12 protein-coding genes are annotated in these 15,900 nt (G+C 65.6%); 4 read left to right on the plus strand and 8 right to left on the minus strand.

All coding sequences use genetic code 11. The annotated features are described in order from the left end of the window. Positions 1-84 precede the first annotated feature (84 nt). The 6 genes from pncB to ACCQ15_RS17370 all read right to left on the minus strand — a co-directional run bounded on the left by pncB (position 85) and on the right by ACCQ15_RS17370 (position 7,872). On the minus strand, positions 85-1,263 hold the full coding sequence (gene pncB, locus ACCQ15_RS17345) for a nicotinate phosphoribosyltransferase (protein ID WP_372380841.1): 1,179 nt from the start codon (positions 1,261-1,263) through the stop codon (positions 85-87). Between the two features lie 393 nt (positions 1,264-1,656). Beyond that, positions 1,657-2,625, minus strand: a complete 969-nt coding sequence (locus ACCQ15_RS17350; RefSeq protein WP_008573755.1) for a glycoside hydrolase family 113 — start codon at positions 2,623-2,625, stop codon at positions 1,657-1,659. Further along, positions 2,607-3,902 carry a hypothetical protein gene (locus ACCQ15_RS17355; protein ID WP_008573754.1) on the minus strand — a complete coding sequence of 432 codons (1,296 nt, stop codon included), beginning with the start codon at positions 3,900-3,902 and terminating at the stop codon, positions 2,607-2,609. Before ACCQ15_RS17355 ends, ACCQ15_RS17350 begins: the two co-directional genes overlap by 19 nt. 49 nt (positions 3,903-3,951) lie before the next feature. Beyond that, positions 3,952-5,859 carry a glycosyltransferase family 2 protein gene (locus tag ACCQ15_RS17360; protein WP_008573752.1) on the minus strand — a complete coding sequence of 636 codons (1,908 nt, stop codon included), beginning with the start codon at positions 5,857-5,859 and terminating at the stop codon, positions 3,952-3,954. Between the two features lie 10 nt (positions 5,860-5,869). Beyond that, positions 5,870-6,904, minus strand: coding sequence for a hypothetical protein (locus ACCQ15_RS17365; RefSeq protein ID WP_372380842.1), 1,035 nt, complete (start codon positions 6,902-6,904; stop codon positions 5,870-5,872). 128 nt (positions 6,905-7,032) lie between these two features. Next, positions 7,033-7,872 (minus strand): glycosyltransferase family 2 protein, encoded by an 840-nt coding sequence (locus ACCQ15_RS17370; RefSeq protein WP_011348572.1) that lies wholly within the window; start codon positions 7,870-7,872, stop codon positions 7,033-7,035. A 603-nt stretch (positions 7,873-8,475) separates the two neighbouring features. On the opposite strand from ACCQ15_RS17370, the gene ACCQ15_RS17375 reads away from it, so the two are divergent. The 4 genes from ACCQ15_RS17375 to ACCQ15_RS17390 all read left to right on the plus strand — a co-directional run bounded on the left by ACCQ15_RS17375 (position 8,476) and on the right by ACCQ15_RS17390 (position 13,460). Continuing rightward, positions 8,476-9,633 (plus strand): phosphotransferase enzyme family protein, encoded by a 1,158-nt coding sequence (locus ACCQ15_RS17375; RefSeq protein ID WP_338338781.1) that lies wholly within the window; start codon positions 8,476-8,478, stop codon positions 9,631-9,633. 31 nt (positions 9,634-9,664) lie between these two features. After that, the gene (locus ACCQ15_RS17380; RefSeq protein ID WP_372380843.1) at positions 9,665-11,827 is read left to right on the plus strand and encodes a TonB-dependent receptor; all 2,163 of its coding nucleotides are present in this window, start codon (positions 9,665-9,667) and stop codon (positions 11,825-11,827) included. A gap of 223 nt (positions 11,828-12,050) precedes the next feature. Beyond that, entirely contained in the window at positions 12,051-12,626 is a 576-nt protein-coding gene (gene pnuC, locus ACCQ15_RS17385; RefSeq protein WP_136733927.1) for a nicotinamide riboside transporter PnuC, read from the plus strand. A gap of 105 nt (positions 12,627-12,731) precedes the next feature. Next, positions 12,732-13,460 (plus strand): UTRA domain-containing protein, encoded by a 729-nt coding sequence (locus ACCQ15_RS17390; protein ID WP_014091049.1) that lies wholly within the window; start codon positions 12,732-12,734, stop codon positions 13,458-13,460. Between the two features lie 168 nt (positions 13,461-13,628). Here ACCQ15_RS17390 and ACCQ15_RS17395 read toward each other — a convergent pair. Together ACCQ15_RS17395 and ACCQ15_RS17400 are read right to left on the minus strand one after the other, a co-directional pair. Further along, a protein-coding gene (locus ACCQ15_RS17395; RefSeq protein ID WP_496561800.1) for an IS3 family transposase occupies positions 13,629-14,743 on the minus strand; the annotation gives its coding sequence in 2 pieces (ribosomal slippage) (positions 13,629-14,476 and positions 14,476-14,743; 1,116 coding nt in all). A 316-nt stretch (positions 14,744-15,059) separates the two neighbouring features. After that, on the minus strand, positions 15,060-15,890 hold the full coding sequence (locus tag ACCQ15_RS17400; RefSeq protein WP_218507149.1) for a glycosyltransferase family 2 protein: 831 nt from the start codon (positions 15,888-15,890) through the stop codon (positions 15,060-15,062). Positions 15,891-15,900: the final 10 nt, after the last annotated feature.

Genomic DNA, 15,900 nt, shown 5'->3' on the forward strand with positions numbered 1-15,900 from the left:
GGCATTCCCCGACAGCGTGTAGGGAATTTCTGTAGCGGGTGGCGACGCGCGCCAGTCAGTCCCCGCCGGCATCGCCCCGAACGATCATCCCTCTGCCATCGGCGGCAGTCCGAACACGTCGCGCAGATAGCGCAGATACCCGATGTCCTCGCACATGCTCTTGCCGGGCGAGTCGCTGAGCTTGGCCACCGGCTGGCCATTGCAGCGGACCATCTTGATCACGATCTGCAGCGGCGTCGGCCCCAGATCGTTGGTCAGGCTGGTGCCTACCCCGAAGGCCAGCCGGCAGCGCGTGTGGAAGTGCTGGTACAGCCGCATCACCTTGTCGATATTGAGCCCGTCGCTGAACACCAGCACCTTGGTCCGGGGATCGACGCGGTGCGCTTCCAGATGCGCGATGACGCGCTCGCCCCATTCGAACGGGTCACCCGAATCGTGGCGCATGCCATCGAACAACTTGCAGAAATACAGATCGAAATCGCGCAGGAACGCATCCAGCCCAACCACGTCCGACAACGCGATACCCAGATCGCCACGGTATTCGCGCGCCCACGATTCCAGCGCCGCCACCTGCGAATCGCGCAGCCGCGGCCCCAACGCCTGGAACGCCTGCAGATACTCGTGCGCCATCGTGCCCAGCGGGGTCAGCCCGTACTGCTTGGCGAAATACACGTTGCTGGTGCCGACGAACTGTTCGCCCAGGCCATCGCGCAGCAGCGGCAGCAACTCGCCATGCCATTGCCGCGAGTAGCGCCGCCGGGTGCCGTAGTCGGCGATCTTGCAGCCGGCCGGCATGCTGCGCAGGCTCGCCACCTTCTCGCGCAGGCGGCTGCGGCCCTCTTCGAAATCCGGCTCGGAGGTATTGCGAAACCACATCTCGTTGATGATCGCCAGCAGCGGCACCTCGAACAGGATGGTGTGCAGCCAGGGGCCGCGGATGGTCAGCTCGATCTCGCCCGGATGGGTGGCCGATGCGGTCAGGCTCAGATACTTGCGATCCAGATGGAACAGCGCCAGGAAGTCGGCGAAGTCCGGCTTGATGAAGCGCAGGCTGCGCAGGTAATCCACTTCGTCCTCGCGCAGCCGCAACCGGCACAGCGCATCGATCTCGCGCGAGATCTCATCGACGAACTGCGCCAGATCCACGCCGGGGGTGCGGCACTTGAAGCGGTAATCCACCTGCGCTGCCGGGTGCTGGTGCAGCACTGCCTGCATCATGGTGAATTTGTACAGGTCGGTGTCGAGCAGCGAATGGATGATCATGCCGCCGGATTATGCCCTTGGCGGCGATGACAGCGCGTGCAGTGCGCAAGCCGCGTGAGAACGCAGCGCACCTGTGTCGTCAGGTAGACAGCCGCGATTGCCAAGCTGGGCCAGCGCGTTCCAACCCGTTCTGCGCAGCGCAGCCGCTGGCGGAAGGAGCACGTCGGAAGGCATGCAACGTGACGCCAGCACGTGCTGTGCGCCCATCTGACGCACAGCACAGGCGCACGCCATGCACGTGCAGCGCGATCTAGCGCGACCGGCAACCAGAGCGAGCCCGCATCACGTGACGTGGCCGGCGTCAGAAGCCCAAGCGTGCGAGCGGGTTCTGGCGATCCCGGGCACTGGCCGCACCCCGTCGCTGCGGCGAACGCAGCTGTTCGCCAGTCGCCCTCAGCGCGCCAGCACCTGCTGCGCCGGCTTGCCCTGCACGGTGAAATCGCTGTCGCCCGGGCCGCCGGCCTTGGGGTCGGTATACCAGCACCACAGCGCAATGCCTTCCACGCCATGCGCCTGCAGTACCTTGCGCCACTGCTGCAATACCTGCAGCTGCAGGCGCGTATCGACGGCGGCCGTGCGCTGCTCCGGGCTTTCCCACGGCGCCGCCAGACTACCGCGCGCCGAACGCAACCCCAGCTCGGCCACCCACACCGGCTTGCCCACGCGCTGACCCAACTGCTGCAGGCGTTGCGCCGCGGCGGTCATTTCAGCGCTGCGTGCGTCGGCAGCCTCGGACAGGCGCGGATACAGGCTGGTGCCCACCGCATCGAACAACGACCAGTAACGGAAACTCTCGGCATGCTCCATACCGTCGGCCACGTACAACAGTTTTCCGTGGTAGACCTTGCGCACTGCCGCGACCAACGCTGGCCATTGCGGCGCGTCCTGCAACTTGCGCAACTCGGTGCCGATCACCAACGCTTCGGCGTGTTCGTCCTGGGCCAACCTGGCCAATGGCAGCAATGCCTGCTGGTAGGCCGCAAACCACGCCGCCGGGTCGGTGGGCGCGGCATCGCCGGCCCAGTGTCCCGGAATCCAGACATGCACCTTGAGCGTCGGCTGCAATCCAGCCTGCAGGCTTTGCCGCAACGCAGCGCGCATGGCGTCCACACTGCTGTCGCTGCCCAGCACCGGGTCGTTGGACTGCGGGTTGGCCTGCCACACGAACGCGACCAGCAACGCCTTGCTGGCCCCCGTCTTGGCCAGTGCGTCCAGCGACTGCGCTGCAGCCTGACTTTCCCACGGGGCGTTGGCGGACACCTTGACGTTGGCGCCCATCCAGGTCGGCGCGGCGGCATTGCAGCCGTTTGCCAGCAGACACACGCCGATCAACGTTGCGACGCTTAGAACGCGCTTGAACATGCAGCAGACACCTCGGCATTCGGCGGCGCCGCGTGCCGGGAGCACGCCGTCGCACGCAAGGATGCACTGTTCTTGTCCTGCGGCACCGCCGTGACCGCTGCCGGGTTGGCCGGCTCGGCAGTGTCGGCAGATGCCGTTGCAGCCGGGGCCACCGCAGCGCTCTGGGCCATCGCCGGCTGCATCACCCCAGCCTCCTGCGTAGCGGGAGCGGCCGCCGCACGCACCGGCAACGATACCGGCGTCGTCATGACAACGGCCTCGCCCTGCATCAGGGCCTGTTCGTCGGGCGCTGCGGCACGCATCCAGCTACCCCAACCCTGCGGTTGTGCCCAGATCGCACCCACCAGGCCCAACACCAGCAATCCGGCCGCCTGGCCGCGCTGGTCGGCGTGCAGCGCACGCAGCAACAACGCCGCCGGCACCCACAACAGCAGCAGGGCATCGAAGCCAGCCCAGCCGAACGCGAACGACAACGCAGCCGCGCAGATCACGGTGCCGGCACTGGCCACCACGCCACGCGCCAACGCACCGCTGCGCGCACGCGCCACCAGCGCAAGCACCGGGAAGCACGCCACGGCCGCCACACCCCAGCGGACCGCCGGCAACCAGCCGTCGGCATGGCCGGCCAGTGGCAACGGCAACGGATGCGACGCCTGGGCAATGCTGGACAGCGTCGGCCACGGCGCATTGAACACGACCAGATTCACGTAGGCCCACATGCCGACCAGGAATGCGAACGGCAGATAGCACACCAGATAGAACGAGCCTGGTGCCTTGCGCAGCATCTGCGGCGGCATGACCAGCAGCAGCCACGGCGCGACCATTGTCGACAGCGCCAGCGTCTGCAGATCCAGGCACAGCAAAATGCACAACCAGCCCGCAATGCGCAGATAGGTGAAGGCTTCCACCGGCGCCTGCAAGCGGCGCAAGGTGCGGCACAAACCGTAGAAGGCCAGCAACCCCACTGCCTGGCTGCCGCCGGCAGCGATCGGCAGCAGGAACAGCGGGTTGCAGCCCACCAGCAGCGTCAGCGCGCTGGCCCAGCCGCGCCCGAACACGCCAGCCAGATCGCGCCACAGCAGCGACAGGAACAGCGCGTTCGCAGCCACCGCGACACATGGCCAGACCTGGAACGGCAGATTCCAGCGATGCAAGGTGAGATCGACCGCCCACGCCAGCAACCCGGTCGCCGGCACGCCGATGTCCGGCGCAAGCGCGGGCGTCGTGGCCACCGACTGCACCAGCAGCGGCTGGCTCAGCAGCGACAGCGCCACCACGGCGATGAGAAACGCCGGCAGCCCGCTCTCGCGACGCTGCGCAACCGGCTCACTCTTCGAGTGCGGCGCGGCGCTCGTTTTCCGAATGCTTGCTGATGCCATGCGTGGTCTTCTCCCAATAGAACGGATTGTGGATCAGCTGCCAGAGACCCTTGTAGGCGGCGATCGACTGCAACGCCCAGTAGAACGGCACCGTCAGTGCGTACGGCGCCAGCTTGAAGTAGTCGCGCTTGAACGCTGCAACCAGCGTGATGTAGATGAAGAACGCATTGGCCAGCAGCAGATTGACCAGCGAGACCCCCGCCAGCCACGGCGGGAAGAAGCGTTCGAACATCGTGGTGCCGGTCAGCGCCCACGCCGCGTACAACGCCCAGAGCACCGGCACGCCCAATGCGGTGAAAAAACCGCCGCCGATGAAGAACTGGAACCCCCAAAATCCCTTGAAGCCGGTGCTGCGATACAGATGCACCGGGTCGCGCATGTGCACCAGCCAGGTCTGCATATAGCCCTTAAGCCAGCGCGACCGCTGCCGGATCCAGTTGGGAATGCTGACGTTGGCTTCTTCGAAGGTGGTGGAATTGACCACATTGACGCGGTATCCGTTCTGGATCAGCCGCACGCCCAGATCGGCGTCTTCGGTGACGTTGTACGGATCCCACGCGCGCACCTGGCGCAATACGTCCAGACGGAAGTGATTGGAGGTGCCACCCAACGGAATCGGAATGCGCAGGTATTCCAGCGCCGGCAGGTAAAAGTCGAACCAGAGCGTGTACTCCAGCGTGAACATCCGCGTCAGCCAGTTTTCGTCGGCGTTGTAGTAGTTCAGCCGCGCCTGGATGCACACCACATCCTTTTCGGCCTTGCGGAATGCCGCAACCACGCGCTTGAGCTGGTCCGGCTCGGGCTTGTCTTCGGCGTCGTAGATGGTAAGCAGCTGCCCACGCGCAAAATGCAGTGCGTAGTTGCAGGCCTTGGGCTTGGTCTTGGGCTGCGACGGCGGCACCCGGATGATTTCGAAGAACGCTTCCAGGCCGAGTTTCTTGGCCGCTTCGATGGTGTCCAGGTCGTCCGCTTCCAGCACCAGCTTGACGTCCAGCTTGCTGATCGGGTAATCCAGCTTGCGCAGCGCGTTGGCCAGGATCGGCAGGACTTCCGGCTCCTTGTACATCGGCACCAGCACGGTATAGACCGGCAGGTCGTCGTCGCGCAGCGCGGCCACCTCGTCTTCGGTGACCTTGATGTCGATGCGATGGCGCGAGCCGAACCACACCAGCAGCAACTTCAATCCGAAGGTGGCCAGAAAGCCCAGCGCCACCAGCACGTTGACGGCAATCAGGGCCGGCACCGGGAACAGCACCAACGTCGCCAGCATCACCGCCGCCAACGCCCACAACGCGAACTTCTGCCCGCGCGTGATGACCTGGCGTGCCGAATACGTCGGCGCATGCGCCGCAAGCAGGTTCAGCGCGTTGTCGGTGAGCTGCTCGTCGGCATAGCGCTGCAGGCTCCAGATGATGTCGAACTTGGCGGTACCGACAAAGCGCACGTCTTCGCCGTAATGGGCACGTGCCCAGGCGAACAAGGCCGGATCCGGATCGGCTACCGCCAGCACCAGCACACCGTCCTCGCGCCGCCACGGCAACACCAGGCGCTGCGCGTAGCTATCCAGGTCGCCGGGGGTGAGCAGTGCAGGATCCGGCGGCTGCTGCACCAGATCGATGAATTGCAGCCCGAAGTGCGCGGCAACGATGGCGTAGAACCGCTGCGCCGGCACGCCGCGCTGGGCCAGGATCACATCGCCAAGGCGCGAATTCCAGCGTTGCTGCAAGGCCAGCGCCGAGCGCAGCTGTTCATCGGTGATGACGCCTGCCGACACCAGCGCACGACCCAGCAGACCGCGTTCGCGGCCGATGTCCGGTGCTCGTCCCAGCGCGTCCGTTTCGCAGGTGACCGTCATGTGCGGCCCCTCAGAAACGCCACCAGGCGGCCACGAATGGCCCGCCCGCGGCACCGGTGTTGCGCCCCATCACCGGCTGCTGATACCCCACCTGCCATTGGCTGCCACCCGGCGCCGTGTACAGCGTGGACAACTGCAACTTGGTGAGATCGTAGTTGGTGCCGGTGGCGACGAAGCCCACGCCGCCACCGCTACCGGCAACATCGAAGTTGCCACGCCCGTTGCCCAACCCCTGGATCACGTTGAGTTCGCCCAACAGCAGCCAACTCGGGGTCAGACTCAGACCTGTGGACGCGTCCACCCGCAGTTCGTCGGACGCCGCGCTTCCGCGCAGGCGGATTGCGCCCCCCAGATCGACATAGCCGTTACGGTCGCCCAGCGTGTAGCCGCGGCCGCGGCTGTAGCGCAGCTCAAGGCCATAGTCGCCCAGGCCAAGCGCAGGGTCGGAATTGGCAGAAGGATTGTCCGGGTGGTAGGTCTTGCTGCGCCCATACGCGGGGATGCTCACCAAGGCCTGCACGGCACTGCGCCAGACATCGTTCTGTGCGCTCGGCAACGCATAGCTCAAGCCGATTTCCTGATCGGCAAAACCGGTCGTCGTGGTTTGCTGACGGCCGTTGACGGCATCGTGGTTGCTGAAACCCACGTCGTTGAAATAGAAGTTGCCGATGAAGCTGAGCTTTTCGGTCAGACCATGCTCGACGTAGACGTTGAGCTGGTCCTGACGGCTGCGGCCATTGCCATCGAACTGCTGGCCGTCGCCGAAGGTCGTGCGGTGGTGGCTGTCGTCGAACCACCCGCGGCCATCGCTATGCAGCGCCTTGACGATCACCAGGGTGTCGCCCTGCGGCTGGGTCCACGCACCGGCCAATGCGGTACCCGGCAATGCGGCCAGCACACAGCTCAGTGCAAGCGCCGATGCCAGGACCGACAGCGCACGCGGTTGGGTTGGATTGGGATGACACGGCGAGGCAATCGAACTGGACTGCAGCGGGGTAGCGCACGACCGACGTACCCGCCTTTGCGGGTCGTTCTGTAAAGACATTGCACGATTCCTGATGGGGGACCCGGAAGGGACAGGAAGCTAGGGTTGATCACACTTCGGGGCGAAACGTATCACAGTTGCGGCCGGCGCCCCATCACCGACTTATCACAAATTTAACGCGATCCAACTCATTTGTTTTGCAACAAACGCGGCACCTGGGCCACTGCGTGGATCCAGATCGCAAGCCACACGCCAAGCCGCGTCGGCAGCCCGCGTCGATCAGCCTCGAATTTACGAAAATAGCGCCACAATCCACGATGTTTGTGCCACTCCACAAAGAACGGCCGCGCGCGGCTGGAGACCCCGCGTACGTGGAGCACTTGAAGATCGTTGGCCACCGCCACCAGGGCACCGGCCTGGCGGGCGCGCCGGCACAGATCCAGGTCTTCAGCATGCAGCCGGTAATTGCCGTCCCAGCCGCCCAGCCGGTCGAACAGGCTGCGCTGCATCAGCATCAACGCCCCGGAAATGGCATCCACCGGCTGCAGGGCGCGCGACGGATCGGCCGGCACCGCCAGATTGGCGGCGGCGCGCGGCGCGCGCAGCATCGCGGCGAAGTCAGGGTCGCGGCGGCGCACGGCCGCATCCGGGCGCCCCTGCTCATCCACCTGCTCCACCCCCAGCAACACCGCCGGATGTCCCGCTGCCCGGTCGTACAGCTGTAGCAAGGTATCGCGCGCGACCATCAGGTCCGGGTTGATGAAGACCAGCCAGGGTGCCTGCGAATCGCGCGCGCCCTGGTTGCAGGCAGTCGCAAAACCAGGGTTGTCGGGATTGGCGATGAAATGCAGCCGCGCATCGGCCAGGGCATGACGCTGCACCACTTCCAGGGTGTCGTCGCTGGAAGCGTTGTCGACCACGCGGATCTCGCTGATGCCCTCAGCCGCGCGCAATCGCGACAGGCACGCATCGATGGTGCTGCTGCTTTCATAAGTGACGACGACGGCGGCGATCTGGACGGGAGTCATCCGGCCATTATCCGGTGCCGGAGCGGCGCAGCGCCATCTTGGATTGGCCGACGCTCGCTGCGCGACAGGCGCTGCCGCGGCCGCATCGCGCCGACGTCCGGACGCGATTGGAACGGCGCCACGCTTCCGCTTGCACGCAGTGCCCGGGCGCGAACGCGCCTTGCAGCATGGCGACCCACCGCCGCAAGGCGCATACTGCGCGCCCGGAGCCGCACGCGGTTTCCGTTGCCACACTTTTGTGCAACCGGCAAACCGACTGCGCAGCCAGGCAAGCGCGGGCAGCACGCGATGCATGTACCAGGGGTACATCTGCGTCAGAGCGCGTCGCCCGCTGCACCTGATCGCCAGCCGGGTTGCAGGTTGCTTTTGGTGCACTCCCACACCTGATTGTTGAGATGACGGTTAGCGACCTTGCGGTTTCGCGCTGCCTTTTCATTGCTTGCATCGCCGCGACCTGATGGCGGATGCGATGCGACAACGGCCCGGCAGCGCCGTTCTTGTTCTTGCCGGCGCGCGCGCCGCGTCCGCCGCCTTACTCCCGATAACCTGGTCTATACCACTCACCGGCGCAGCACGGTTGCCGCGCCCGTCGGGAGTCAGGCCATGAACGTGCCGCATCAGGTGCATGGCATGAGCCTGGAACTGGCATTGCCGGACTGGCCAGTCCTGACCACCGATGAAATCCATCGCGTGCTGCAGCGGTTTGCGGCGGTGGGCCGCCTCACTGCGGTGCGCTGGCATAGCGCGCGCCCGTTCTCGGCAGCGGCCTGCGTGGACACTGCAAGCGGCCCGGTCATCGTCAAACGCCACCACTGCAGCGTGCGCAGCGTAGCCGCGCTGCGCGAGGAACACAGCTTCATGGCCCACCTGCGCTGGGCCGGCGCGCCGGTGGTGGAGGTGCTGCACGACGCCCGGGGCCGCACTGCGCTGGCGCACGCCGATTGGGTGTACGAAGTGCAGCGGGTGGGTGCGGGGCACGACCTCTACCGCGATGCATTGTCATGGACACCGTTCTCCGATGTTGCGCATGCGCGGGCGGCCGGCGCCGCGTTGGCGCAACTGCATTGCGCGGCCCAGGGTTTCGATGCGCCGGCACGCTCCACCAGCGTGCTGGTCGCCAATCTGCGATTGTTTGCCCAGGCAGACCCCCTGCAGGCGTTGCACGATGCCTTGCCAACGCGGCCGCACCTTGCAGCAGCCCTTCAGGACCGCCCCTGGCCAGACGATCTGGCCACCCACCTGCTGCCCTGGCATGCGCAGGCGTGGCCGCTGCTGTCTGCGCCAGGCGCGCTACCGCCGCTGTGGACCCACGGCGATTGGCATGCGTCCAACCTGCTGTGGGACACCACCGACGGAGCCACCCGCGTCAGCGCCATCTTCGATTTCGGATTGAGCGATTGCAGCAGCGCGCTATTCGATCTGGCCACCGCGATCGAACGCAACCTCATCCCCTGGTTGCGGCTGGACACCGGCGCACGCGCGCAGGCCGAGCTCGACCAGCTCGACGCGCTGCTGGAGGGCTACGCGCAGCATCGCCCACTGGACGCCAACCACTTGCACCGCCTGGCTGCGCTGCTGCCGATCGTTCATGCCGACTTCGCCTTGAGCGAAATGGAATATTTCGCCGGCATCACGCGTTCGCCCGCCAATGTCGATATCGCCTATCACCGCTATCTGCTCGGCCACGCGGACTGGTTCGCCAGCACCGATGGCCAGCACCTGCTCGCGCATCTGCACGCACGTGCGCGCCGGCTGCCGTGAGCACTTTCCTTTCTCTGTCGAGTCCTGCCCAATGTCCGTTGCCTTCCCCCTGCTGTCCCGCTGCCCGCTCGCGCTTGCACTGGCATTGTGCTGCGCCCCCGCACTGGCGCAGCAACAACCCGGCGCCGATGCGGTCGAACTGGACACGGTCAACGTGCGTGGCGAGCGCGCGCAGACCAGCACGGCATTGAGCGGATTTGGCGCCACCCGGCTGCTGGACGCCCCCGCCTCGATCGCGATCATCGATCGTGCGCAATTGCTTGATCGCCAGGCACGCGTACTCAGCGAGGTCTTGCGCGCCGATGCCTCTTCCGGCGATGCGTATGCGCCGATCGGCTATTACGAAAACTTCGTGGTGCGCGGCTATTCGCTCAATGCCGCCAACAGTTACCGCATCAACGGCATGAGCGCGGTGGGCGAACAATCGATCGCACTGGAAAACAAACAGCAGGTGCAACTGCTCAAGGGCCTGGCCGGGCTGCAATCGGGCGTCAACGAACCGGCCGGACTGATCGACTACCGCACCAAGCGACCCGAGCACGTGCGCAGTGTCACCCTGGGCACAGACGAACAGGGCTCGCGCTATGTCGCCGCCGATCTGGGCGACTGGTTCGGTGCCGAACGCACGCTGGGCTTACGCGTCAACGCCGCACGCGAAGACATCGACAGCTATGTCGATCACGCCGACGGCTACCGCAATTTCCTGTCGCTGGCCGGCGACTGGAAGATCACCCCGCAGGCGCTGTTGCAGCTGGACGTGGAGTATCAGCACCGGCAACAGCGCTCGGTGCCCGGCTATCAACTGCTGGGCGGCACGCAGGTACCGCGCGATATCGATGTGCACCGCCTGCTCGGCTACCAGCCGTGGGCGCGGCCGGTGGAAATGGATTCGCTCAACGCGCAGCTGCGTTACGCCTACCAGTTCAACGACGACTGGCGCGCCACCGCCGAAGCATCGCGCAGTCGCTCGAAGATCAACGATTTCTCTGCATTCGCCTGGGGCTGTTATGGCGCGGCAAGTTGCGCCGACATCGCCACGCCGAACTTCTTCAGCGCGCAGGGCGAATACGACATCTACGATTACCGCAGTCCCGACGACACCCGCATGCACGATCAGCTGCGTGCCACGCTCGAAGGCCATGTCGCGACCGGCGCGCTGGAGCAACACCTGAGCATGGGCGGCGAGTGGCTGCGCCGCACCATCGACCGTTTTGGTTCGGTCAACGAATTCGTCGGCAGCGGCAGCATCGATCGCGACCCGGAGGTCTTTGCGCAGACGGATGTTGCGCTGGACCCCAAGCAGCGCCGTCTGGACAGCCGCCAACGCGCGCTGGTCATGGCCGACCGGATCGGCCTGGGCGCGCAGTGGGAACTGTCGCTTGGCGCGCGCTACGTGCAGCTGGACGAGCGCAGCTTCGATCGCGACGGCCTGCTGGAGCGACGCACGCGCAAAGACACGGTACTGCCGCAGGCGGCGCTGCTGTTCAAACCGCAGCAGAACATGTCGCTGTATGCCAGCTACGCCAAGAGCCTGGCGGCCGGCGGCACGGCGCCGTGGTTTGCCGATAACGCCGACCAGATCCTGCCGCCCACCAATGCATACCAGCTGGAAACCGGCGCAAAGATCGACCTGCAGGGCCTGCGTCTGGGCGCGGCACTGTTCGACATCCGCCAGGCCTATCAGTTCACCCAACCGCAGGCCGATGGCGGTCTGCTCTATGTGCAGCAGGGCCGCCTGCACAACCGCGGCCTGGAGCTATCTGCCGACGGTGCGGCGACCCGGCAGCTGCGTCTGTTCGCCAGCGTCGCGGCAATCCGCGCGCGTGCAGAGGACACCGACATTGCCGAGTACGAAGGCCATCAGGCGATCAACGTGCCTAAGCTGCGCGCCAGCGTGCAGGCCGATTACAGCGTGCCCGGTATCGATGGTCTGGCCCTGCTGGGCGGTGTGCAATACAGCGGGCGCAAGTTTGCCGACCGCCTCGGCAACGCCAGCGTGCCGGCCTACACCGTGGCCAACCTGGGTGCCCGCTACGCCACGGCGCTGGGCGGGCTGGCGACCACCTGGCGCGTGAACGTGGACAACGTGTTCGACAAGCGCTATTGGCGCGATTCCGGCGAATATCAGGGCGATGCGTATCTGTTCCCCGGTGCGCCGCGCACCGCACGGCTGACGGTGCAGGTGGATTTCTAACCTGCACTGTAGGCACACATTGCGCGCCCTGCCGTGCATGCACAGGAATGAGGGGGAATGCGCTGTCGGGCAGCGTCGACAGCCGGTCACCGGCGCTGCCAGCTCGCCTGCGGATTGTGCTCGTGGACGACGAGGTGCCGTGTTCCAAGGCTGAACTGTATGCACCGTCGTCCCAACGCCTCCTACGCCGCAACACGTTGACCTATCACGCACCAGGTACCGCATGTCGCTGCTCGAATCCATCGCTGTCGTGATCAACCTGCTGGGCGTGTGGCTCACCGCGCGGCGCATTCGCTGGTGCTGGCCGGTGGGCATCGTGGCGGTGGCGTTGTATGCGTGGCTGTTCTACCAGTGGAAGCTGTACTCGGACATGCTGCTGCAAGGGGTCTACGTGCTGACCCAGCTCTACGGATGGTGGCACTGGCAACCCGGCAACGCTGCAGACACGCGGATACGCCCGCTGCCGATGCCGTCCGCCGAACGCTGGCTTTCGCTGGGCATCGGCGCGGCGTTCGCTGCGGCGCTCGGCGCCTATATGCATTACCGCACCGATGCGGTGCTGCCGTGGCTGGACGCGGCGCTGGCCAGTTTCAGCCTGGTGGCCAGCGTGTGGGCAGCACGCAAGCGCATCGCCAACTGGGTATTGTGGATCGTGCTCGACTGCGTCTACGTCGGCGTCTTCATCAGCAAGGGGCTGTACCCTACTGCCCTGCTCTACGCAGGCTTCGTGGCGCTTGCGGTGTACGGCTGGCATAGCTGGAAAACCCAACAGAACCAGAATATGGCTATCGCACGCTAAGCCGGTCGCGGTTTGCGCGCGCGTTCTTCTTTACCATCGCAACATGCACGCCTGCCACCTCATTTCCTTGCTCACGCCCTGCGTCTTCCGCCTGCGGTTCGCCGCATGAGCGTGTCGCGCCAACACACCATCACCGAAGCGATCTCCGCACAAATCTCAGCCGGCGAATGGGGACCGGATCAGCGCCTGCCGGTGGAACGCGCGTTGGCCGAGCGATTTTCCTGCACCCGCATCACGCTGCGCGAAGCGCTGCAGCAGCTTGAAGCCGAAGGCCGCATCTATCGCGAAAACCGCCGCGGCTGGTTCGTCAGCGCGCCGCGCGTGCGCTACGACCCCACCAGCATCGCCGGCTTCATGCAGTACGTGGCGGCGCAAGGACGCAAGCCGCGCACTGAATTATTGAGCGCCACCCGGCAGGTCGCGGGCGCGGCTTACGCCGCGGCGTTGCGACTGGACAGCCCGTACGACGAGGTGTTCGTCCTGCAACGTCGGCGCTGGATCGACCGCCGCGCCGTGCTGCTGGAAACCAATGTGGTGCTTGCGGGCTGGGCGCCGGGCCTGCTCGAACACGATCTGGCAGGGTCGCTGTCCAGCGTGTTCAACCAGCGGCTGGGACTGTTCCTGAGCCGCGCGCAGCTGTCGATGCATCCGGCCGGATTGGACGCGACACAGGCGATGCTGCTGCAGTCCACGCCCGGCACGCCGTGTTTTCGGCTGCAGCGGATCAGCTTTGCCGAAGACGGCCGCGCGGTGGAACTGGATATCGAATCCTGGCGCCACGACGCATTGGATGTGGTGGTGCGGACCGAGGCGCCGACGCGGTCTGCTTTTTAGGGGCGGGAATCGGGAATCGGGAATCGTTGAGGAGCCTGCCGCATTGCTGCGTTCGCGGTACGCGCGGCTTTGCTGCCGCCTCGGTGTCATCAACAGCGGATTCGAAACTGCTCGATAGCCGGATGACGTGTTCGGCCGACGTCCCCCCGCCCTGAGTAGCGGTCGGGTTTAGAGTCCGGGGTTGATGATATCGGTGTTTGCCAGATGTTGGGCATAAGCGGACGGCGTCATGCCGCCAATTGCTTTCTTCGGTCGGTCCTCGTTGTATTCGCGTCGCCAGCGTTCGATCTCGGTGCGCGCGTGCAGCAACGTCGGGAACCAGTGCTCGTTGAGGCATTCGTCGCGTAGTCGGCCGTTGAACGATTCAACATAGGCGTTTTGATTTGGCTTGCCGGGTTGGATTAGCCGTAGTTGCACACCACGGGCATGTGCCCAGACGACCATCGCTTTGCCGCAAAACTCCTTGCCGTTGTCGGTGCGGATCACCTTCGGTAAACCGCGACTGTGTGCCAACCGATCCAGCACGCGCGCAACGCCGTGCCCGGAGATCGCGCGTTCCACCTCGATGGCGACCGCTTCGTGCGTTGCGTCGTCCACGATCACCAGACACTTGATCACTCGGCCGTCGGCGGAGCGGTCGAACACGAAGTCCATCGACCACACCTGGTTGGCCTGCGCTGGCCGCAGCAGCGGCTGACGCTCGCCAACCGGCACCTTCTTGCGCTTGCGGCGCCGCACTTGTAGCTGCTGCTCGCGATACAACCGCTCCACGCGCTTGTAGTTCACCAGGCGTCCTTCCTGTCGCAGCTTGAGATAGATCATCCCCACGCCGTAGCGGCGATGGCGATGCGCCAACGCAAGAATGCGCTCGCGCAGTTCGCCATTGCGGTCTTGGCGTGGGCAATAGCGCAGCGCGCTGGCGCTCATGCCGATCGCCGCCAAGGCGCGACGCTCGCTGGCACCACGCCCGATCCACTCGCGCACCAGCGCACGACGCGCCGGTGCGCTCACCACTTTTTTCGCAACGCATCCTTGATCAGGTCGTTCTCGAACAACTGCTCGGCCAGCAACTTCTTTAGCCGCGCGTTCTCGGCCTCAAGATCCTTGAGCCGCTTGGCGTCGGGCACGCTCATTCCGCCGAACTTGCTGCGCCACAGGTAATACGAGGCCTCGCTGAAGCCATGCCGCCGGCACAGATCCTTGATCGCCACACCGGCATCAGCTTCGCGCAGGAAGCCGATGATCTGTTCTTCAGAAAAACGCTTCTTCACGTCCAATCTCATTGGGGTAGGGAATTGGACTCCAAACTGAGGTGCTACTCAAAATTGGGGGGACGTCGGTGCTGCGGCGGGCATCGACGAGGCGCGACTGTCGAGCGAGCGGTGGTTGCGTCTTTTGCTCGATGGCAGACATCACGACATCGATCCGGTAACGCGACAAGCGCGATCGCGAGACGAGGCAAGTGCGGCAGCGGAGTGGAACCTGCAGTTGCCAGGTGGGCATGGTCGGATGACAAATGCCTTCGTGCATGCGTGATCCATGTCAATCCCGGACGATAGCCGCGCGCCTGGCGGTGCGCAGGTCTCGTCGGTGGCGACGCTAGGCCTCGAACAAGGCGCGTTGCAGGTCCGGTGGCGGCAGGTGCGCCAGGAGTCGAGTCAGCTGGTCGCGCTGCGCGCGCAACGGGTCGTGCATGAGAAAGTTGGCCAGGCGCGCATGCCAGGCCGGCCAGCGTGTGGCCAGCGCGTCCATGTCGCCTTCGGCCGGGCGGCCTTCGTGCGGAGAGGCAACGAAGGCGGTGTCGCACAACACGTTACGCCAGCCCAGCCCAGCCATGCGCAGGCTCAAGTCCACCAGTGCCGCGTACCACGAGCCGTAACTGCTGGCGTCCAGGCCACCGGCCTTGCGCCGCGCCGTTCCGCGCAACAGCACCGCGTGCCCGATCGCCGACGGCAGTTCCGGGTGCAGCGGCGGCATCGCGGCACAGGCAGCCGCAAGCCGCTCGGGCGCGTCCGGCATCGGGTTGAGTTCGCCCAGCCGCGGCCAGCTGCAGGCCTCGCCCACATTGCTCCATGGCGTGGCGGTGGCGATCGCGGCATCGCGTGCAAAACACGCGGTCAGCTGCCGCAACCATCCGGGCAACGGGCAGGCATCCAACCCCAGCACCACCACGTCGGCATCGCCGCAGGCGCTGAGCATTTCATCCAGATGCGCAACCTCGCCCAGCATGCGCTGGCGACGAGTGTGATGCGCCTGCAACTGCGTGCGCGCCAGCCAGTGTGCGATCACTGCACGCCCGCGCGGGCCGGCCTGCGCATCGTCGGCCAGCCAGATCCGCGTGCCGGCGGGCGTGGCGGCGTCCAGCGCACCCAGACACGCATCCAGCGCCTCGTCGTCGGTGCCAATCGACATTAGCACAATCGGTTGCAGCTCAGATCTC

Source organism: Xanthomonas sp. NCPPB 1754, assembly GCF_041475725.2.
GTDB lineage: Bacteria > Pseudomonadota > Gammaproteobacteria > Xanthomonadales > Xanthomonadaceae > Xanthomonas > Xanthomonas euvesicatoria.